Origin of the sequence: Duganella qianjiadongensis, assembly GCF_009857915.1 — a bacterium.
Lineage (GTDB): Bacteria > Pseudomonadota > Gammaproteobacteria > Burkholderiales > Burkholderiaceae_D > Rugamonas > Rugamonas qianjiadongensis.
In genome coordinates this window covers 46,087-65,442 of the sequence record NZ_WWCM01000006.1, presented here as the reverse complement: position 1 = coordinate 65,442, position 19,356 = coordinate 46,087, and the positions used below count along the sequence as shown (strand labels likewise).

General features: G+C 62.4%; 15 protein-coding genes. 8 read left to right on the top strand and 7 right to left on the bottom strand.

The window, feature by feature from the left end; all coding sequences use genetic code 11:
• The 6 genes from cyoB to GTP27_RS10350 all read left to right on the top strand — a co-directional run bounded on the left by cyoB (window position 1) and on the right by GTP27_RS10350 (window position 5,785).
• Window positions 1–2,004 carry a cytochrome o ubiquinol oxidase subunit I gene (gene cyoB, locus GTP27_RS10375; protein ID WP_161039113.1) on the top strand — a complete coding sequence of 668 codons (2,004 nt, stop codon included), beginning with the start codon at window positions 1–3 and terminating at the stop codon, window positions 2,002–2,004.
• Window positions 1,997–2,611 carry a cytochrome o ubiquinol oxidase subunit III gene (gene cyoC, locus GTP27_RS10370; RefSeq protein WP_161039112.1) on the top strand — a complete coding sequence of 205 codons (615 nt, stop codon included), beginning with the start codon at window positions 1,997–1,999 and terminating at the stop codon, window positions 2,609–2,611. The genes cyoB and cyoC overlap by 8 nt, the downstream gene beginning before the upstream one ends.
• The gene (gene cyoD / locus GTP27_RS10365; RefSeq protein ID WP_161039111.1) at window positions 2,608–3,009 is read left to right on the top strand and encodes a cytochrome o ubiquinol oxidase subunit IV; all 402 of its coding nucleotides are present in this window, start codon (window positions 2,608–2,610) and stop codon (window positions 3,007–3,009) included. Before cyoC ends, cyoD begins: the two co-directional genes overlap by 4 nt.
• 95 nt (window positions 3,010–3,104) lie before the next feature.
• Complete coding sequence (locus tag GTP27_RS10360; protein ID WP_229633637.1) at window positions 3,105–3,854, top strand: SURF1 family protein; 750 nt, start codon at window positions 3,105–3,107, stop codon at window positions 3,852–3,854.
• 16 nt (window positions 3,855–3,870) lie between these two features.
• Entirely contained in the window at window positions 3,871–5,256 is a 1,386-nt protein-coding gene (locus GTP27_RS10355; protein ID WP_161039109.1) for an ATP-binding protein, read from the top strand.
• On the top strand, window positions 5,246–5,785 hold the full coding sequence (locus tag GTP27_RS10350) for a response regulator transcription factor (protein ID WP_161039108.1): 540 nt from the start codon (window positions 5,246–5,248) through the stop codon (window positions 5,783–5,785). Before GTP27_RS10355 ends, GTP27_RS10350 begins: the two co-directional genes overlap by 11 nt.
• Window positions 5,786–5,805: 20 nt before the next feature.
• Here the strand turns inward: GTP27_RS10350 and GTP27_RS10345 are convergent, their stop codons facing one another.
• From GTP27_RS10345 to GTP27_RS10330, 4 genes are read right to left on the bottom strand one after another with little or no spacing between them, the layout of a single operon-like run.
• Window positions 5,806–6,540 (bottom strand): GGDEF domain-containing protein, encoded by a 735-nt coding sequence (locus GTP27_RS10345; RefSeq protein WP_161039107.1) that lies wholly within the window; start codon window positions 6,538–6,540, stop codon window positions 5,806–5,808.
• On the bottom strand, window positions 6,540–6,929 hold the full coding sequence (locus GTP27_RS10340) for a DUF1987 domain-containing protein (protein WP_161039106.1): 390 nt from the start codon (window positions 6,927–6,929) through the stop codon (window positions 6,540–6,542). The genes GTP27_RS10345 and GTP27_RS10340 overlap by 1 nt, the downstream gene beginning before the upstream one ends.
• Before the next feature lie 18 nt (window positions 6,930–6,947).
• On the bottom strand, window positions 6,948–7,505 hold the full coding sequence (locus GTP27_RS10335; protein WP_161039105.1) for a SiaB family protein kinase: 558 nt from the start codon (window positions 7,503–7,505) through the stop codon (window positions 6,948–6,950).
• A 10-nt stretch (window positions 7,506–7,515) separates the two neighbouring features.
• Complete coding sequence (locus GTP27_RS10330; RefSeq protein ID WP_161039104.1) at window positions 7,516–8,742, bottom strand: SpoIIE family protein phosphatase; 1,227 nt, start codon at window positions 8,740–8,742, stop codon at window positions 7,516–7,518.
• A 163-nt stretch (window positions 8,743–8,905) separates the two neighbouring features.
• Here GTP27_RS10330 and GTP27_RS10325 point away from each other — a divergent pair, with 163 nt between their 5' ends.
• Complete coding sequence (locus GTP27_RS10325) at window positions 8,906–10,540, top strand: methyl-accepting chemotaxis protein (RefSeq protein WP_161039103.1); 1,635 nt, start codon at window positions 8,906–8,908, stop codon at window positions 10,538–10,540.
• A 14-nt stretch (window positions 10,541–10,554) separates the two neighbouring features.
• Here GTP27_RS10325 and GTP27_RS10320 read toward each other — a convergent pair whose 3' ends face one another.
• From GTP27_RS10320 to GTP27_RS10310, 3 genes are read right to left on the bottom strand one after another with little or no spacing between them, the layout of a single operon-like run.
• The gene (locus GTP27_RS10320; protein ID WP_161039102.1) at window positions 10,555–12,708 is read right to left on the bottom strand and encodes a TonB-dependent receptor plug domain-containing protein; all 2,154 of its coding nucleotides are present in this window, start codon (window positions 12,706–12,708) and stop codon (window positions 10,555–10,557) included.
• A gap of 38 nt (window positions 12,709–12,746) precedes the next feature.
• A complete protein-coding gene (locus GTP27_RS10315) occupies window positions 12,747–16,844 on the bottom strand; it encodes an EAL domain-containing protein (RefSeq protein ID WP_161039101.1) in 4,098 nt (1,365 codons plus the stop codon).
• Between the two features lie 57 nt (window positions 16,845–16,901).
• Window positions 16,902–17,801, bottom strand: coding sequence for an ABC transporter substrate-binding protein (locus GTP27_RS10310; protein ID WP_229633635.1), 900 nt, complete (start codon window positions 17,799–17,801; stop codon window positions 16,902–16,904).
• Window positions 17,802–17,970: 169 nt separating this feature from the next.
• On the opposite strand from GTP27_RS10310, the gene GTP27_RS10305 reads away from it, so the two are divergent.
• Window positions 17,971–19,344, top strand: coding sequence for an MATE family efflux transporter (locus tag GTP27_RS10305; RefSeq protein ID WP_229633625.1), 1,374 nt, complete (start codon window positions 17,971–17,973; stop codon window positions 19,342–19,344).
• Window positions 19,345–19,356: the final 12 nt, after the last annotated feature.

Genomic DNA, 19,356 nt, shown 5'->3' with positions numbered 1-19,356 from the left:
ATGCACGAAGAAATGACTCTGACCAAGCTGATCTTGGGCCGGCTAAGCTGGGAAGCGATTCCGTACCATGAGCCTATCCTGATCGGCACCTTTGCTATGGTGGCGCTGGGCGCGCTGGCCGTGCTCGGTGCTATCACCAAATTCAAACTGTGGGGCCCGCTGTGGCGCGACTGGATCACCTCCATCGACCACAAGAAGATCGGTATCATGTACATGATCTTCGGCCTGATCATGCTGCTGCGCGGCTTTGCCGACGCCGTCATGATGCGCGCCCAGCAGGTACTGTCGTTCGGCGACAGCACCGGCTTTTTGCCACCGCACCACTACGATCAAGTGTTCACCGCCCACGGCGTGATCATGATTTTCTTCGTAGCGATGCCGCTGGTAACGGGCTTCATGAACTACGTGGTGCCGCTGCAGATCGGCGCGCGCGACGTGGCTTTCCCGTTCCTGAATAACTTCTCGTTCTGGATGTCCGTGTTCGGCGGCATGCTGACCATGGCTTCGCTGTTCGTCGGCGAATTCGCCCGTACCGGCTGGCTGGCCTATCCGCCCCTGTCCGGCATACTGGCCAGCCCTGACGTGGGGGTGGACTACTACATCTGGTCGCTGCAGATTGCCGGGGTGGGTACACTGCTGTCCGGTGTCAACCTGATCGTTACCATCGTCAAGATGCGCGCACCGGGCATGAGCCTGATGAAAATGCCGGTCTTCACCTGGACCGCACTGTGCACCAACGTGCTGATCGTGGCTGCCTTCCCGGTACTGACCGCCGTTCTGGGCATGCTGTCGATCGACCGCATGTTCGGCACCAACTTCTTCACCAACGACTTCGGCGGCAACGCCATGATGTATGTGAACCTGATCTGGATCTGGGGCCACCCTGAGGTCTACATCCTGGTACTGCCAGTGTTCGGCATCTTCTCGGAAGTGGTGTCCACCTTCTGCAGCAAGCGTCTGTTCGGCTACACCTCGATGGTGTACGCCACTGTCGTGATCACCATCCTGTCGTATCTGGTATGGCTGCACCACTTCTTCACCATGGGTTCCGGCGCCAGCGTCAACTCCTTCTTCGGCATCACCACCATGATCATCTCGATCCCGACCGGTGCCAAGATCTTCAACTGGCTGTTCACCATGTACCACGGCCGTATCCGTTACGAACTGCCGATGATGTGGACCGTGGCCTTCATGGTCACCTTCGTGATCGGCGGTATGACGGGCGTGCTGCTGGCTGTGCCACCGGCCGACTTCGTGCTGCACAACTCGCTGTTCCTGATCGCCCACTTCCACAACGTGATTATCGGTGGCGTGCTGTTCGGTCTGTTCGCCGGCATCAACTTCTGGTTCCCTAAAGCCTTCGGCTACAAGCTCGACGAGTTCTGGGGCAAAGTATCGTTCTGGTGCTGGGTACCGGGCTTCTATCTGGCCTTCATGCCGCTGTACGTGCTGGGCCTGATGGGCGTGACCCGCCGCATGAGCCACTTCGAAGATCCTTCGCTGCGCATCTGGTTCATCATCGCTGCACTGGGCGCTGCCCTGATCGCGGTCGGCGTTGCGGCCATGCTGATCCAGTTCTTCGTCTCCTTCCTGCGCCGCAAGGAACTGCGCGATGTAACGGGCGACCCATGGGGCGGCCGTACGCTGGAATGGTCGACGTCGTCGCCACCGCCAGACTACAACTTCGCCTTTACGCCGCGCGTGCATGACAACGACGCCTGGGCCGACATGAAGAAGGCCGGCTACACCCGTCCGCTGAAAGACTTCCTGGCCATCCACATGCCGAAGAACACTGGTGCCGGTTTCATCATCTCGGCCATCAGCTTCGTGGTCGGCTTCTGCCTGATCTGGCAGATGTGGCTGCCGGCCGTGCTGTCCTTCGTGGCACTGGTGGTGGCTGTCATCGTTCACACCTTTAACTACAAACGCGATTACTACATCCCTGCGGCCGACGTGACCCGCACGGAAGAAGCTCGCACTCGTCTGCTGGAGAGCCATGTCTAATACCACCGCTACCGACGTCAGCTCGCGCTTCTTCGTGCGCGAGCACCATCCAGAGAACGGCACGCTGCTGGGCTTCTGGCTGTACCTGATGAGCGACTGCCTGATCTTCGCCTGTCTGTTTGCGACCTATGCTGTACTGGGCCGTAACTATGCCGGCGGCCCATCGGGCGCCGAACTGTTCGACCTGCCACTGGTGGCGCTGAACACTTCGCTGCTGCTGCTGTCCTCGATTACCTATGGCTTTGCCATGCTGGAAATGCAGAAGAAAAATCTGCGTCTGGTGCTGATCTGGCTGGCCGTGACCGGTCTGCTGGGCTGCGGCTTTATCTACCTCGAACTGTACGAGTTCGTGCACCTGATCCACGAAGGTGCCGGCCCGCAGCGTAGCGGTTTCCTGACCTCGTTCTTCGCACTGGTCGGTACCCACGGTCTGCACGTCAGCTTCGGTATCGTCTGGCTGGTCACGCTGATGTTCCAGTTGAAAAAACACGGTCTGACGCCTGAAAACAAGCGCCGTCTGATGTGCCTGTCGATGTTCTGGCACTTCCTCGACGTGGTCTGGATCGGCGTGTTCACCTTTGTCTACCTGATGGGAGTTCTGCCATGAGCGATCGCAACCACGCACACGGCCACGGCCACGACGATCACCGCCACGGCCACGATCACCATGACGACCACGACCACGGCAGTCTGGGCAGCTACGCCACCGGTTTCATCCTGTCGGTGATCCTGACGGCGATTCCGTTCTGGCTGGTGATGGGCAAGGTCTTCGCCAGCTCCAGTACCGCGGCCTTCGTGCTGCTGGCGCTGGGGGCGGTGCAGATCGTGGTCCACATGGTCTACTTCCTGCACATGAACTCGAAGTCGGAAGGCGGCTGGAATATGCTGGCTCTGCTGTTCACGGTGATGATGGTAGTGATCGCCATGAGCGGTTCGATCTGGGTGATGTACCACCTCAACCACAACATGATGCCTGGCATGACCGAAGCCACGCACGCCATGTAATGATGACGACGCAAAGTCCGGCGCCCCAGCGCAACCGGGCTTTGCGTGTTGTCCTGCTAGCGATTGCAAGCCTGCTCTGTGCAGGCTTTTTCGCTTTGGGCACCTGGCAGGTCTACCGGCTGCAATGGAAGCTGGACCTGATCGAGAGGGTGAACCAGCGGGTCCACGCAGAGCCGGATTTTCCTCCGCCTCCCTCGCACTGGGCGCAGATCAGCGCAGCCAGTGACGAATACCGCCATGTGCTGCTCAATGGCGTGCTGCTGTATGAACTGACCAGCAAGGTGCAGGCTGTTACCTCGCTTGGTAGCGGCTACTGGCTGATGACGCCGCTCTGTCTGGTCGACGGCTCGGTGGTACTGGTCAACCGCGGTTACGTCACGACGGAAGCCGCGCGCGCGCTGCCGGCACCGGCTCATGCCACCGCCGCAGCCTGCAAAAGCGCTGGCGCCGCCGGCCCGGCCGTCGCCATCACCGGCCTGCTGCGTCTGAGCGAGGCGCGCGGCGGCTTCCTGCGCGCTAACGAAGCGGCAGCAGGGCGCTGGTATTCGCGCGATGTGACGGCCATGGCACAGGCGCTGGGCCTGAGCGCAGTTGCGCCGTATTTCGTCGACGCCGATGCTGCACCGGGCCAGCAGCTGCAGAGCGGCAGCGATGCGGAAGCCTTGCGGCCTTCCGACCGGCAGGGGGCGGGGAGTTCGCTAGCCCATCCGGTCGGCGGGCTGACAGTAATTTCCTTCCCCAACAACCATTTGGTTTATGCTGTCACATGGTACGGGCTGGCTCTGATGGTGGCCGGTATCACGTGGTGGATGTCGCGCGATGCGCGGCGCTGGAACAGAGCTTAATGATGAGAAGGCAGCAATGGCGAAACACAGCGGAGAGCACACTGGCGGCAAGCCCGCCAGCCCAGCGCCAGACGCACTAAGCACGCGTGCGACCGGCGCGACGCAGGAGGCCAGCACGATCACCCATGCTGCCGGCCACCAGAACATGCAGCAACTGATACAGCTGCGCTGGATCGCCGTGGTGGGCCAGATCACCACCATCGCGATGGCATCGCTGGTGTACGACGTGGCGCTGCCGATGGCGCTGATGCTCAACGTGCTGGCCTGCCTGATCGCCTTCAACATTGCCAGCACGCTGCGCTGGCAGGAAAATCAGGTGGTGTCGAACGGCGAGCTGCTGCTGGCCTTGCTGGTCGATGTGGCCAGTCTCACCGCCCAGCTCTACCTGAGCGGGGGCGCCACCAATCCGTTTGTGTTCCTGTATCTGTTACAGGTCATACTGGGCGCCGTGCTGCTGGAGCGCTGGTCTACCTGGGTCATCGTGGGCGTGACGGGCGCCTGTATTGCCGGGCTGGCGCTGTTTTCCCAGCCGCTCGCGCTGCCGCTTGATCATGCCAACGGCATCTCCAGCCTGTATGTGCAGGGCATGCTGCTGTGCTTCGTGCTCGACGCTGCACTGCTGGTGGTGTTCATCACCCGCATTACCGATAACGTCCGCGCCAGTTCCGCCAAGCTGGCCGATCTGCGCCAGCGCGCTGCCGAAGAAGAACACATCATCCGCATGGGACTGCTCGCTTCCGGTGCCGCCCACGAACTGGGCACGCCGCTGGCCACGCTGGCCGTGATACTCGGTGACTGGAAGCGTATGCCCGAGTTCAAGAACAATCCCGAGTTGCTGGGCGATGTGGCCGAAATGCAGACCCAGCTCAAACGCTGCAAGAGCATCGTCAGCGGCATCCTGCTGTCGGCCGGCGAAGCGCGCGGAGAATCTTCCGCCGCTACCACCATCAACACTTTCCTCGACGAGACGGTGGCCGAATGGCGCTATGGCCGTCCGGTGGTGCAGTTCATCTTCGATAAGCAGATTGCCGCTGATTTCCCCGTGGTGTCCGATTCCACCCTCAAGCAGATGATCTGCAATGTGCTCGATAATGCGCTGGAGGCGTCGCCCCACTGGCTGCGGCTGGAAGCAGCTTGCGAGCAGGGCATGCTGGTGCTGCAGGTGACCGATGCGGGCCCCGGTTTTCCGCCCAACATACTCGCCCAGTTCGGTAAGCCCTATAATTCCAGTAAGGGACGCCCCGGCGGCGGCCTTGGCCTGTTCCTGGTGGTGAATGTGGCGCGCACGCTGGGTGGCACTGTCACGGCGCACAATCTGCCGCAAGGCGGTGCGGTGGTGCGCTTGACGCTGCCCGTATCGGCGATAGAAATCAAATCGGAAACGCAACAACATGACTATTGAACAACGCGTACTGCTGCTGGTCGAAGACGACGCAGCGTTCGCCCGTACGCTGTGCCGTTCCTTCGAACGGCGCGGCTACAAAGTGCTGCTGGCCGAAAATGTGGACGAAGCCAGCGCGGTACTGGTCGAGCACCATCCCGGCTACGCCGTGGTGGACCTCAAGCTCAAGGGCAATTCGTCGGGACTGGCTTGCGTGCAGATGCTGCACCAGCACGATGCGGCCATGCTGATCGTGGTACTGACGGGTTTCGCCAGCATCAATACGGCAGTGGAAGCCATCAAGCTGGGGGCCTGCCAGTATCTGGCCAAGCCATCCAATACCGACGATATCGAAGCGGCGTTCGAGCACGTGGCCGGCGCTGCGGAGCTGGAACTGACCAATCGCGCCACGTCTGTCAAGACGCTGGAGTGGGAACATATCCATACCGTGCTGGCCGAGACGGATTTCAATATTTCGGAAGCAGCACGCCGGCTCGGCATGCACCGTCGCACGCTGGCGCGCAAGCTGGAAAAGCAGCGCGTCAAATAGCGCGCCGGCCTGGTCTGCCGCTAGGCTACTGCTGCCAGCAGCGGATTGCCTGCGTTATCGGTATGGCTGCGTACGCAGTTACGGCCGGCGCGCTTGGCTGCATACAGCGCTTCATCGGCGTGGCTGTAGATGGTTTCAAAGCTGCTGCCGCGCGGCGCCCAGCTGATGCCCACGCTGGCCGTGATCTGGCGGTCGATCGGGGCGGCGAATACCTGATCGGCAATCGCATCGCAGATGCGCACACCCACCGCCTGCGCTTCGCCCGGTTCGCTGGTAGGCCAGACGACAGAAAATTCTTCCCCGCCCACACGGCCGATGTGGACCTCGGGCCCCAGCAACTGCTGCAGACAGCTTACCACCGTCTGTATCACGGCATCGCCGGCCGGGTGGCCGAAATCGTCGTTAATCCATTTGAAGTGATCGATATCGAGCACGATCAGGGCCAGATCGCCCTGTTCCAGCGCCTGCGTGGCGCAATCGATGATGGCGCCGCGATTCAGCGCCCCCGTCAGCGTGTCGTGCGTTGCGCGGTATTCGAGCTGCTGGGCGAGCTCGCACAGCTGGCGGTTCATCAGATTCATATCGAGTTCGGCGCGGTCGCTGCGGCGGATCAGGCGGCGGCTCTCGCGCATCATGCGCTCGTAATGGGCGATCAGGGTGGCCAGTGCGGCGCGGGCATCGGCCTGCGGGTCTGCACAGGCGGCACGGGCCTGGGCCAGCGCAGCGCTTTCCTGGGCAAACAGATCGGCGTGCATCACTGGCCACTCACGGCATGGGCGCGGAACACCAGCGCGGTGAAATCGTCGCGCAGCTCTTCGCCGAATTCGAGGATGGTGTCGTCTTCCTCGTCGTGGTACCAGTTCAGCTGCACCTCGTTTCCGGCCAGGGCGGCCTGATTCAGCGCGTCGAAGAAGGCGAACAGCATCTTGGTGCTGGAACTGTTGAAGTAGGCCAGCGATACATTAACACTGATCTGCTGCTTATCGCAGGCGTCGAGATAGCTCTGGACCTGCGCGATCAGCGGGCTGTAGAAAGCAGCGGCATTTTCCGGATAGGATTCGCCCTTGATCGACAGGATATGCTGATCGAAGCGGAAGTCGACTTCCGGCGAAGTGGGCGTGGCGCTGAGATAGAGTGCTTGCATAACGGTTCCAGTACTGAATTAGATGATCGCCTTGATGCAGAACACCGTAGTGTCTGGCGCATGGGCTTCCTGCACGAACTCGAATTCCAGTGGTTCGCTGGCGTCGCGCGCCATGGTCAGAAAGCCCAGGCCGGCACCCTTGCTGTCGCTGGGCGCTTCGTCGCGCAAGGCTTTTTTATAGGCGGATTTGATTTCGTCCATGGTCATGCTGTGCAGCGGTTCGAGGCGCTGGCGGATGCGCTCCACGCTGGTGCTGTCGACCGGATTGGCGCACAGCAGAAAGAAGCTGTCGTCCTTCATGCCGATGCAGAACGAGCCGCGCCGCATCTGGCCCGTATGTTCCTGTCCCGGCGTAAGCGTGTCGGACGAGTAGTGCATGATGTTCTGCGACATTTCCACGAACGAGGAGAAGATACGCCGCCGCGTAGGACCGGCGGCGCCGGCGGTATCGAGTCTGGCCTTGATGGTTTCTGCAATGGCCGCCACGACGTGCTGCGAGAAATAGCCCACGTAAAAGAAGATGATGTGGCGCTTGCGTGCCACATCCCAGAAGTCATTGAATTCTTCGTACAGCAAAGCGGTGCTCCTAGGTGCGGAAACAGAAAAAGGTCAGATCGTCGCGGCGCGGCTGCTCGCCTTGCCACACGAGGAAGTCGGCCAGCAGGGCGGCGCCGGCCTGCGCTGCGCTGGCGTGGCGCTGCGCCAGCATGACGTCGCGCATGCGCCGCTTGCCGTAGGCGATTTCGCGGCTGCCGCCGATCTGATCGATGAGCCCGTCGGTGGTGAGCAGCAGCAGACTGCCGGGCGCCAGCGGTATGGCCAGATTGCGCCACTGATAATCGGCCGGGGTATCGGTATAGCCCACGCCCATGCGTTCGCCGTCGATGCTCTGCACTGCCGCCGCATCGGGCGCCAGCAGATACAGCGCCAGACGCGCGCCAGCGTAGTGCAGGGTGCTGCTGGCGCGGTCATACCAGATAAAGCCCGCATCCATGCCATCGTTGGAGCCGCTGGTGACGCCATTGCTATCCTGCTGGCCCAGCATGTTTTTCACGCCGCGGCTTACCTCGGCCAGCAGGGCAGCCGGATCGGCGGGGCCCAGTTGCGCCAGCGCCTGCGACAGTATGGACGAGGTAATCAGCGTCATGAATGCACCCGGTACACCATGTCCCGTGCAGTCGGCGATGGCGCCAAACCAGCCCTGCGGATACTGGGCAAAATGGTAGAAGTCGCCGCCCACCACATCGCGCGGCTGCCATTCCAGATGGGCGTCCGGCACGGCTGCTGCCAGCGCCAGCTCGGAAGGGCGCAGCAACGAGCGCTGGATCACGCTGGCGTAGGCGATCGAATGCATGATCTGGCGGTTTTTTTCCGCCTGCATGTTGGCCACCACGTTCATCAGCTGCAGGCCAAAGCCCACACCGGCCAGTCCGCCCGCGCGGCTGACGATGAAACCATCGGCCAGCGCTTTCTCGCCCGATTCCACCGCGCGGAAGGTGAGCTCTTCGATACTCATGGCGCCGTCAACGATGAGCGGGTCCTTGTCCATGAAAGCGATGCAGCTCTTCTTGCCATACAGCTCGTGGTAATAGGGCTTGGACATCTGCGACAGAAAGATGTTACGGCTGATCAGCCCGATAGGGCGCTGATTTTCCAGTACGGGCAAGCTCATTAGTTCGCGCCGCTCGGTAAACAGTTCCAGCACGCTCAGGTTGGTGGTGTCGGACGCGACCGACACGGTTTCCACGCACAGGTCGGCAGCGGTGGACAGGCGGAAGCGCGGCAAATGGTGACGGGAAGCGTTGAACTCCACGGTGGGGTGTCCGGTAATGGATAGTGGCCGCAATGCTAATAGGAAATTGTTACCAGTTCATTACATGGACATTGTGTACAAAAAGTTTCCACGTGGTAATGATGGCGTCACATTCGGGCGCTACACTGCGGACTGATTCAAACTCCATCACCTAGAAAACGCGATGAATATCCCCCGATTAAATACTGGTTTCCGAGTCACGGCTTCGTTCGGCCTGCTACTGATACTGATGGCATGCATGTCGGCGGTGGCCCTGTGGCGGCTGCATGCAGCCAACGCCACGACGTCCGATCTGGTCAATGACAAGCTGGCAAAACAGCAACTGGGCTCCGAACTGCTGGCCAGCGTGGAGTTGAACAGCCTGCGCACGGTATCGATCGCGCGTGCCGACAGTCTGGAAGTGGCCGATCTGTTCCAGGCCCAGCTCACTGCAGGCGAGAAACAGATGCAGGCGCTGGAACTGCGCCTTGCCAAGTTTGACAATGACGCGCAGGAGACCCGCTTGCTGCAGCAGGTGGCCCAGCGCAAGCAGGCGTATCTGGCGCTGCGTGGCGAGCTGTTCAAATTCAAGGATGGCGGGCGCATACAGGAAGTGGCGGATCTGCTCGACCAGCGCATGCCCGTCGTGGCGGGCGCTTACACGGGCGCGCTGGAACAGTTGCTGAGCTATCAGAAACAGGAAGCGCAACAGCTGGCGGCCAGCTCGGCCAGCCAGTTTGCGCTGAGCCGCGCACTGCTGCTGGGACTGGGTGCGGTAGCGCTGCTGAGCGGCAGCGTGCTGGCAGTGCTGCTGACCCGTAGCGTGGTGCGCCCGCTGGAACAGGCAGTACAGCTAGCCCAGCAGGTGGCCGCTGGCCAGCTGCACGGTAGCATCAACCATCAGCGCCACGACGAGATCGGCAAGCTGCTCGATGCACTGAGCCACATGACGGAGCGGCTAGCCCATACGGTGCGGCAGGTGCGTGATGGCGCCCAGCGCATCGATCATAGTTCGCGCGAAATCACCGCTGGCAATCTGGATCTGTCGCAGCGCACCGAACATCAGGCAGGCGCACTGGAAGAAACCGCATCGGCCATGGTGGAACTCACTCAGGCGGTGCGTGCCAATAGCGGCAACGCACAAGCTGCCAATGCACTGGCAGTCTCCGCTACCGCAGTGGCCGACAAAGGCGGCGCCGTGGTGGCGCAAGTGGTGGCAACCATGCATAACATCGACGAATTCGCCCGCCGCATCGTCGATATCACGGGCGTGATTGATGGTATCGCTTTCCAGACCAATATCCTGGCCCTGAATGCTGCCGTGGAGGCGGCCCGCGCAGGTGAGCAGGGGCGCGGCTTCGCTGTCGTGGCGACGGAAGTGCGCAATCTGGCGCAGCGCTCGGCGGTGGCGGCCAAGGAGATCAAGCAGCTGATTAACGAGTCGGCACAGCAGATTGCCGGCGGCAGTGCGCTGGCTAGCGAAGCGGGCGCCACCATGACCGAGATCGTCACGCAAGTAGGCAAGGTGGCCGATATCATTGCCGCCATCAGTAATGCCAGCACCATGCAGCAACAGGGCATAGAACAGGTAAACAGCGCGATCTGCGAGATGGATGGTGTGACCCAGCAGAATGCGGCACTGGTACAGCAAGCCGCCGCCGCAGCGCAGGCCATGCAGGAGCAGTGCGCCGATATGACCCGGCTGATGGGCGAATTCCGCCTCGAACACGAAACCGGACGCCAGGCGGAGGTACTGGCGCTTGCACCAGCTGGCAGAACGCCAGTGCGGCGCCCGCCGGCGCTGGCGCGCGCGGCCTGAAGCGAAAGACTAGCTTACATCTGGTAGCTGGCCTGTAGCGAAATGGTGCGGCCCGGCATAGGAATATCGCCGGGCAGCGACAGGCCCGGCGCGGGGCTGGGTTCGCGCACATTCGCATTGAAGGCATTGCGTAGCGCCAGCGTGTAGTTCCAGTGCTGGCGGCCATAGCGGGTGGCCAGAGTGAAATCGGTGCTGGTGTAATCGGCCAGCGCTGCACGTGCATCGCCAGCGGCGCGACGTCGGCCGGCGACATGGTTGATCTGGGCGCCTAGCTGGTAATCCTCGGCAAAACTCCAGTCGGCACGGCCCAGCAGATGCTGACGCGGTGCGCCACCAGCATCGGTGCCGGTGCGCTGATCGATCGAGCGCTGCCACGCGTAGTTGCCGCTGAACTGCAGGGCGGGGCTGAGCATCCATTTGCCTTCCAGTTCGGCGCCATCGCCATGCTGGTCGCCCGTGTTGGCATAGGTGGCGCCCGTGCCGGCGACAGGATTCGGCACGGTACGGATAATGTCGTGCATCATGTAGTGATACAGCGAGAGGTTGACGCTGGCATTGGTGCTGAGCTGCCATGCCAGGGCCAGTTCCGTCGTGGCGTTACGCTCGGGCTTGAGCAGAGGATTGCCCAGTGCAACAGGGTTGCTGATGCCGTAACTCTCCACAAAAGCCGGTGCACGGAAGGCGCGCCCATACAGCAGCTTGGCGGTCAAATCATAGCTGGCATCCCACACCAGCGCGAGGCGCGGATTGGTGGTGCTGCCAAAATCGGAATAGCGGTCATGGCGCAGACCTGCCGTCAGGTTCCAGTCGGCCGCCAGATTCCATTCATCCTGCAGGTACAGATAGTTGATATGGCGCCGCTGTGGCCGGATAAACGGCGTGCTGCTGCTGGTTTCTATCACCTGCGGCAGCGGAATCGGCATGCCGTTGCTGGCGTAATTGAAATTGCGGTACTCCCGCGTGCGGTACATATCGATATCGTCGTGACCCAGTCCCAGCCGGATGCGGTGCAGCTGCCAGCCGCTGTAATCGGCGTAGGCGCTGGCGCGCACGGTGCGCTCCCAGGTTTCCGGCGCGGCGATCATGCCGTTGGGGAAGGCGCCGGTAGGGTAGACCAGACCAGCCGGCATCAGGTGATACCAGGTCGGGATCTCCTGCGCATACTGCTGGCTGCTGAGGGTGGCGCCGGCACCCCAGTCGCGCGCCAGCTGGGCGTCGGCCCATGACAGGCTGCCTGTAAGCCGTTCGCTTTGCTGGCGGCTGTCAGGGTCTAGTGCCGAGGCGATGCCCAGGCCGCTACCCATGTCGTAGCGCCGCTTATAACCGAAGCGTGCGCGCCAGGCGCCGGCCTGGGCATCGAGATTGGCGTCGACCGCCTTGACCTGATTATTGGTATAGCCGGGTGCAAGACTGGCACTGGTATTGAACAGTTTGTCGTTGCGGGTCTGGGCATCGACTTCGACCAGACTATGGTTGCCGTCGGTCTGGCCATAGCGCAAATAGGTGGCCAGTGCGACGGGGCCGATCTTGCCGCCATGCTGGAACCACAGGTCGCCGCTGCTGTAGCCGGCAGCACGCAGACCGAGCTCGGTGCCGCCCACCTCGGCAGCGCTTTTGGTAATGATGTTGATCACGCCGGCGTAGGCGTCGGAACCGTACAGGGCAGAACCCGGGCCGCGCAGTATTTCGATACGGGCGATATGCTCGACCGGATAGCCGCCCCAGAGATTGCCCTTGTTGCCGATGTAGGCAGTCGTAATCGGTATGCCATTCTGCAGCATCAGCACCTGCGGATTAAAGGCGCTGACAATGCCGCGGATGACGTAGATGGGCGAATTACTGTTGGGCGTACGGTTGACGTGTATGCCCGGCACCGTCTCGAGTATCTGGTCGAGATCCGTTGCCCCCATGGCGACGATGTCGGCGGCGGTGATAACGCTGGCCACGGCGGGCGCACGACGCAGCGTCTGCGGGCTGCCTGTGGCGATGCTGACATTGAGTGCTTCGCTATAGGACATGGCCAGTTCGTCGTCATCGCCAACGGGGCTGGCATACGCGCCGGGTCCAATCAGGCACAATGGCAGCGCAGTGGCCAGAGCTAGCTGCAGACGGCGCAGGCGCGGCCGTGCGGTGGGGGCGACGCGGGGGGCAGTGTGATGGGGGGGCATGGTGTGCGTCATGATGTGAGCAATAATTTCGCAGGTGTTTAATTCTGTGCTGTCAGTACGACGCCGTTCTGGGGCCGGTGGGCGCGTATCAGATCGGCGCACTGCTGGGCAGGCAGCGCCGGACTGAGGAAATAGCCTTGCAGCAGATCGCAGTCGCGCGCGCGCAGGAAGGCTAGCTGGGCTTCCGTTTCTACGCCTTCGGCGACCACTTCCAGTCGCAGGCTGTGGGCCAGCGCGATGATGGCGCTGACGATCGCCATGTCGTCGCCATCCTGCGGCACATCGAGCACGAAGGAGCGGTCGATTTTCAGGATGTCGACAGGGAAGCGCTTGAGATAGGACAGCGAAGAATAGCCGGTACCGAAGTCGTCGATCGACAGGCGCACGCCCAGCGCATGCAGACTATGCAGCGTCGCCAGCGTATCCTGGGCGTTTTCCATCAGCGTGCTTTCAGTGATTTCAAGCTCCAGCAAGGCGGCCGGCAGGCCAGTTTCGTTGAGGATGCGGGCCACGGTGTTACTGAAATCCTTCTGCAGCAGCTGGCGTACCGACAGGTTGACAGCGACACGCAGGTCCGCCATGCCCTCGTCGCGCCAGCTTTGCAGCTGGCTGCAGGCACTGCGCAGCACCCATTCGCCGATAGGGATGATCAGTCCCGTTTCTTCAGCTAGGGGAATGAACTGGTCGGGAGCAATCAGGCCGCGCAGCGGATGGTGCCAGCGCAGCAGTGCTTCCATTCCCAGTATGCTGCCGTCGTCGAGGCGGGCCTGCGGCTGGTAATACACTTCCAGCTGGTGGCCCTGCAGCATGGCGTGGCGCAGATCGCTTTCCAGCCGCACGTGTTCGGAAATCGATAGCTCCATCGACGCTTCATAGAACTGGAAGCCGCTGTTGGTGCGCTTGGCGCGGTACATGGCGCTGTCGGCATGCTTGACCAGTGTGGCCACATCGCGTCCGTCGTGCGGGTACATGGCGATGCCCACGCTGGCGGTGACGAAGATATCGTTGCCGTCGATAGGGAAGGGCGCGCTCAGCGCCCGCACGATGTTCTGCGCCGCTGCGGCCGCCGCGGCCGGATTGTCAAGCTGGTCCAGCACCACGGTGAACTCGTCGCCGCCCAGCCGTGCCACGGTGTCGTCGTCGCGCACGGTCTGGCGCACCCGCTGGGCGACTGCTTGCAGCAGACGGTCGCCGATATGGTGGCCCAGATTGTCGTTGACGTATTTGAATCGGTCCAGATCCATGAACAGCACACCCAGTTGCTGCTGCTGATCCTCGGCACGGCTGATGCGCTGGGCCAGCAGGTCGAAGAACAGGGTACGGTTAGGCAGGTTGGTCAGGACGTCGTTGTAGGCCAGATGGCGGATGCGCTTTTCCGCCCGATTACCCTCGATGATGCGGCGCACCCGCTGCGACAGCACGGCGTAGTGGATAGGCTTGGGAATGTAGTCGCTGGCACCGGCGGCAAAAGCTTTTTCGACCGAGGCGTTATCCTGCAGGGCGGTGATCATCAGTACGGGAATCTCGGCACCCTGCGGCAGTTGCTGCATGCGGGCGCAGGCGGTGAAGCCGTCCATCACCGGCATCATCGCGTCCATCAGGATCACGTCCGGCTGGTACGTCGCCAGCATGGCCAGTGCCTGTGCGCCATCGCCAGCTTCTTCCACGTGGAAGCCGTCACGCTGCAGCGTATGGCGTAGCGTGCTGCGGGTACTGCGATCATCGTCGACGATCAGCACTTGCGCCAGACTGTCTTCGCGCTGTTCGGACATGGGTGTCATGACGCTGAGCTGGGCGCGCAGGAACTCGGCCAGTGCCGCATATTCGCTGCGCAGAGGCGCGAGGAGCGGCTGCAGCTGGTCGCCTTCGCCGCGCGCTGCATGGTCTTCCACCTGCATGGCCAGTTGCGCCAGTAACTCGGCGCCCAGATTGGCCGACGCGCCTTTGAGCGTGTGGGCGCGCTCGCGGGCCAGCGCGTAGTCGCCGCTGGCCACCGCCTGCTCGATCTCGTCGATACCGCGCGGGGCATCTTCCAGATAGGGTTCGATGGCTTGCGGCAGGCTCTCGCCCAGCACCTGACATAGCTGTTCGTAGACTGCGCGGTTGACCGGGCAGGGCGCAGCAGCGCTGATGGTGGCGTCATGTGTGGCCTCTACGCTAACCTGCAGAGGCAGCCATTTTTCCAGTTTGCGGCGCAGTTCCACCAGCGTGATCGGCTTGGCCAGATAGTCGTCCATGCCGGCGGCAAGACATTTTTCGGCATCGCCGGACTGGGTATTCGCCGTCATGGCCAGCAGCGGGGTGCGGCGGCCGCTGGCCAGTTCGGCCAGGCGGATATGGGCGGTCGCTTCGTAGCCATCCATTTCCGGCATGCTGCAATCCATCAGGATCAGATCGAACTGTTCGCGCGCGGCAGCCCGCACTGCTTCGGCACCATCGCCGGCAAATACGCAGCTGCAGTCATTCAGTGCCAGCATGCCTGCTGCCACCATCTGGTTGGTCCGGTTGTCCTCCGCCACCAGCACGCGGAAGCGGGGGGCGTCGCCGGCCAAAGGCGGCCGCGTCGCGCCGCCCGCCATGGCTGGCGCTGCCGCCGCTGCAAGGGCAGGGGCAGCGGGGGCAGCGGCTGTGGCAGGTGCGCTGGCGGGCTGGCAAGCGATGTCGAAACTGAAGCTGCTGCCCTGGCCGGGGGTGCTCTGGACGCTGATCTGGCCACCCAGCAGCTCTACCAGCTGCTTGCTGATGGCCAGCCCCAGCCCGGTGCCGCCGTAGCGGCGGGTGGTGCCGGTTTCCGGCTGTACGTAGGCGTGGAACAGACGCTGGCAGACCTCGGCGCTCATGCCGATCCCGGTATCGCGCACGCTGCAGTGCAGGCGCAGGGGCTGCGAGTCGCTGCTGACGCCCAGGCTGACGGCAACCTCGCCACGTTCGGTAAATTTGATGGCATTGCCGATCAGGTTGAGCAGAATCTGGCGCAGGCGCAGTGCGTCGCCGGTCAGATAGCGCGGCAGATCGGCAGCGCCTTGCCAGCCCAGTTGCAAGCCCTTCTGGCTGGCCTGAGGCTGCAACAGTTCGATTACCTGATCGAGCAGGGCGGGCAGGTCGAAGGTATTGGGTTCCAGCGTCAGCCTGCCTGCTTCCAGCTTGGAGAAATCGAGAATATTGTTGATCAGTTCGATCAGGGTATTGGATGAGTTCCACGCCACATCGAGCAGCTCCTGCTGGCGCATGGAGAGACGGGTTTCGCGCAGCATGTCCAGCATGCCGACTACGCCGTTGAGCGGGGTGCGCACTTCATGGCTGACGGTGGCGGCAAACTGGGCCTTGAGCTGGGCAAGATTGATGGCGGCGTCGCGCGATTCCATGAGCTCGCTCTCGCGCTGCTCCAGCACTGTCATCATCTGGTTGAAAGCATGGGCCATGTCGATCAGGTCGCGCGGGCCGGAAGGGCGCGCGCGCATGCCCGACTCGCCCGCTTCGGCGCGGCGCATCAGTTCCGACAGCGCATTCAGCGGACGGATCATGTGGCGCGTCAGCAGGCGTCCCACACCCAGCACTAGCACGGCAAATGATAGCGTCAGCACCAGATTGCCCAGCAGCAGAGAGGCGGTCAGGCTATTGAGCGTGCTCTTGGCGATCTGCACCTGCACATAGCCCTGTATCTGCGGGCGGATGTCCTGCGGGTCCAGCGGCGATGTCTCGGCCTGCCCGCCGAACACGGGAGCAGCAAACAGCCAGCTATGGCTATCTTCGCTCATCAGAGCAGCATGACTGGGGAGGTTTTTTCCCGGTGGGGCCAGCACCGCCTGGCCGGCGCTGGCCTGATTGAGCAGTACGCGCTGCTGCGCATCGATGATCTGGACTGCACTGACATCAGGGAAAGCCAGCGTGGTGCTGACGACCTCGCGGGCATTCTCCTGCGCATGGAACAACAGCGCAAGCGTACTCTGACGGGCAAGATTTTCGGCGATGCGCTGTCCTTGCCCGACGAAATAGTCGCGCATGCGTACATTGGCTTCGCGCGCATTCATCAGGGCCGAGAACACGGCGAGGCCAAGGATAGAGATCGAAGCGATCAGCATCAGCTGACGCTGGAAGCCGGTACGGCGCAGGAATTGGCGCAGCAGCGTGATCATGGTTTCTGCTCCCCTTGCAGCCCGGGGCAGAACTTAGCCGGAGCCACTGTGCGGGCCTTATAGTTCAGGGAAAATCGCATCGAATTGCCTTAGTTGTACAGTGCCCAGATGCAGCCCGAGGTGGCTGGCGGTACGGGAGTTGAGCGCGCTGCTCAGTGCGCGCAGGGGCATCAGCCCGCGTCTGACGTTTTCGCCATTCTGCAATGCGCTTGCCAGCTGGGCCAGATCGTGACCGAGCTGCACATGATTCGGATACATGCCGAACAACACGCCTTTTTTTACATGCAGCACACTGCTGGAGAACACCGGCAGGCTGCGGCTCCATGACTCTTTCAGGATCATGGGCAGTATCGTGGTTTCCTCGACTGTGGTGGGGTCCTGCAGCAGCCACAGCGCATCGCGCCGGCTATCGGATGTACTGAGCAATGCTTCATAGGCGCGTGCTGCGCCGGCCAGATCGCTGGCTTCCAGTGCCGAAAAATCCAGTCCCTGAGCGCGCGCTGCTTCGCGTGCCAGCCGGATCTGGGCTTCGCTGGTCTGGGGGTGGTACACCGCCATTACGCGGCGCACCGAAGGCAGCAGATTTCTCAGCAGGGTGAACAGCAAGGCCGGATCAGGCATCATGCTGATGCCGTTTAACTGCTCGCTGTCGGCACCGGGATTGACGCCGCCTATCACCACAGGAACGGCGGAATCGAGCGTGTTCGCCAGTTTCAGACTCTGGCGGCCCAGTGCGATGACGGCCTTGCTGTTTTTCAGATTGTTGCGCAGTTCGACCGCATCCGTAGCCGGGCCGAATACCACTATGCGCGGATGGCTGTGGATCTGCTCTTCCACCCCTTGCAGAATTTCGCTCACCACGCTGCGGTAGGGACCATTGAGTTCCGGATGCAGTACCGCCAGTCCTTGCGCGTACGCCTGCCGGAGCGGCAGCAACAGCAGCAGAAGGTAGAGCAAGCGGGAAACAGCGGCAGGCGTCAAGGCAGAATGCGCAACAGATAAGTGGGTGCAGCAAGAGTGTACACTTTGCCAATGACAAAGCGGCAATAGATATATTCTATGATATTTATGAAAGCGCTTCCAGTTGCGTTACACTAGCGTGCCTGCAACAAACTCATCGACGCTTATGTCCACCTCCCGCTTACCGCCGCGCATGCGCGGCCTGGTCTGGCCATTACTGGCGGAACTAGGCCTGGCCATGGCTATCGGCGTAGCCGGCACGGCACTCGCCGCACGCCATTCCGACGCCGCCGGGGCGGCTTTCGCCATCGCTAGCCAGGTGACGGCGATGCTGTTCCTGCTATTCCGGATTATCGGCGCGGGCGTTAGCGTGGTGGTGACACAGAAACTAGGCGCAACACAACTTGATGCAGCGCAACGTGTGGCGCGGGCGGTGGTCGGTGCCAGCAGCTGGCTCGGCGGCGTCACCGCGCTGGCGGGCTGGCTGGCCGCCGGCCCCTTGCTGACGCTATTGAATACGCCGCCCGAAGTCATGCCGCTGGCCTTGCCGCTGCTGAAAACACTGGCCCTCGCCACCCTGTTCGATGCCTGGAATGCTGCCATGGCCAGTGTGATGCGGGCGCACCTGCGCACCCGCGACACTTTGCTGGTGCTGCTAGCCATGCATGTATGCCATATGGCACTGGCGATACCGCTGATGTTCGGCTGGGGGCCGATCGCGCCGCTCGGTTTGCCCGGCTATGCGCTGGCGCTGATGCTGAGCCGCATGCTGGGGCTAGGCCTGCATCTGACGCTGTGGCGCTATCAGCTGGGCATCCGGCTGGCGCCGGCCGACTGGTGGCGCCTGCCGCGGCCGGAACTGTCGGCCGTGCTGCATATCGGTTTGCCCGGCGCTGCCGAAAACATCGCGTGGCGGCTGGCCTTCATGGTCAGTGTGGCTGCTGCGGCCCAGTTGGGCGCGACGGCGCTGGCCACCCAGGCCTATGTGCTGCAGGTCATGACGGGGGTGATGATGTTCAGCATCGCCAGTGGCCTGACCGTTGAAATCATCGTCGGCTATCTGATCGGCGCCGGCCATTTGCGCGCCGCGCACCAGATCGTGCGGCGTACCCTGCTGCGCGGCGTGCTGGTGGCGCTGCTGATTGCGGCGCTAGCAGCGCTGGCCGGCAGAGCTTTGCTGGGCTGGTTTAGCAACGATCCGCAGATTATCGTGGGCGGTTCGCTGCTGCTCTGGCTGACCGTGTTGCTGGAACCGGGCCGCACGTTCAATCTGGTGGTGATCAATGCGCTGAGGGCAGCCGGCGATGCCCGTTTTCCCGTCATGGCCGGCGCCTTGTCCATGCTGCTGGTACTGGCGGGCGGCAGCTGGCTGCTTGGTGTCGTACTGGGCTGGGGCTTGCCCGGCGTATGGCTGGCGTATGCTGCGGACGAATGGATACGCGGACTGATCATGTGGCGCCGCTGGCAGGCGCTGGCCTGGGTGCCGCATGCACGCCGGGCCCGCAAACAACTGGTGCCACTGGTGGTGGTGGAAGGCTGAGAAGAGCAACGC

Bases quoted from the DNA above. Each gene is read 5' to 3' on its own strand.
- GTP27_RS10325 (WP_161039103.1), top strand. From the start codon at position 8,906: ATGAATATCCCCCGATTAAATACTGGTTTCCGAGTCACGGCTTCGTTC.
- GTP27_RS10305 (WP_229633625.1), top strand. From the start codon at position 17,971: ATGTCCACCTCCCGCTTACCGCCGCGCATGCGCGGCCTGGTCTGGCCA.
- cyoD (WP_161039111.1), top strand. From the start codon at position 2,608: ATGAGCGATCGCAACCACGCACACGGCCACGGCCACGACGATCACCGC.
- GTP27_RS10345 (WP_161039107.1), bottom strand. From the start codon at position 6,540: ATGCACGCCGATCTGTTTGCCCAGGAAAGCGCTGCGCTGGCCCAGGCC.
- GTP27_RS10350 (WP_161039108.1), top strand. From the start codon at position 5,246: ATGACTATTGAACAACGCGTACTGCTGCTGGTCGAAGACGACGCAGCG.
- GTP27_RS10340 (WP_161039106.1), bottom strand. From the start codon at position 6,929: ATGCAAGCACTCTATCTCAGCGCCACGCCCACTTCGCCGGAAGTCGAC.
- GTP27_RS10355 (WP_161039109.1), top strand. From the start codon at position 3,871: ATGGCGAAACACAGCGGAGAGCACACTGGCGGCAAGCCCGCCAGCCCA.
- GTP27_RS10315 (WP_161039101.1), bottom strand. From the start codon at position 16,844: ATGATCACGCTGCTGCGCCAATTCCTGCGCCGTACCGGCTTCCAGCGT.
- GTP27_RS10320 (WP_161039102.1), bottom strand. From the start codon at position 12,708: ATGCCCCCCCATCACACTGCCCCCCGCGTCGCCCCCACCGCACGGCCG.
- cyoC (WP_161039112.1), top strand. From the start codon at position 1,997: ATGTCTAATACCACCGCTACCGACGTCAGCTCGCGCTTCTTCGTGCGC.
- cyoB (WP_161039113.1), top strand. From the start codon at position 1: ATGCACGAAGAAATGACTCTGACCAAGCTGATCTTGGGCCGGCTAAGC.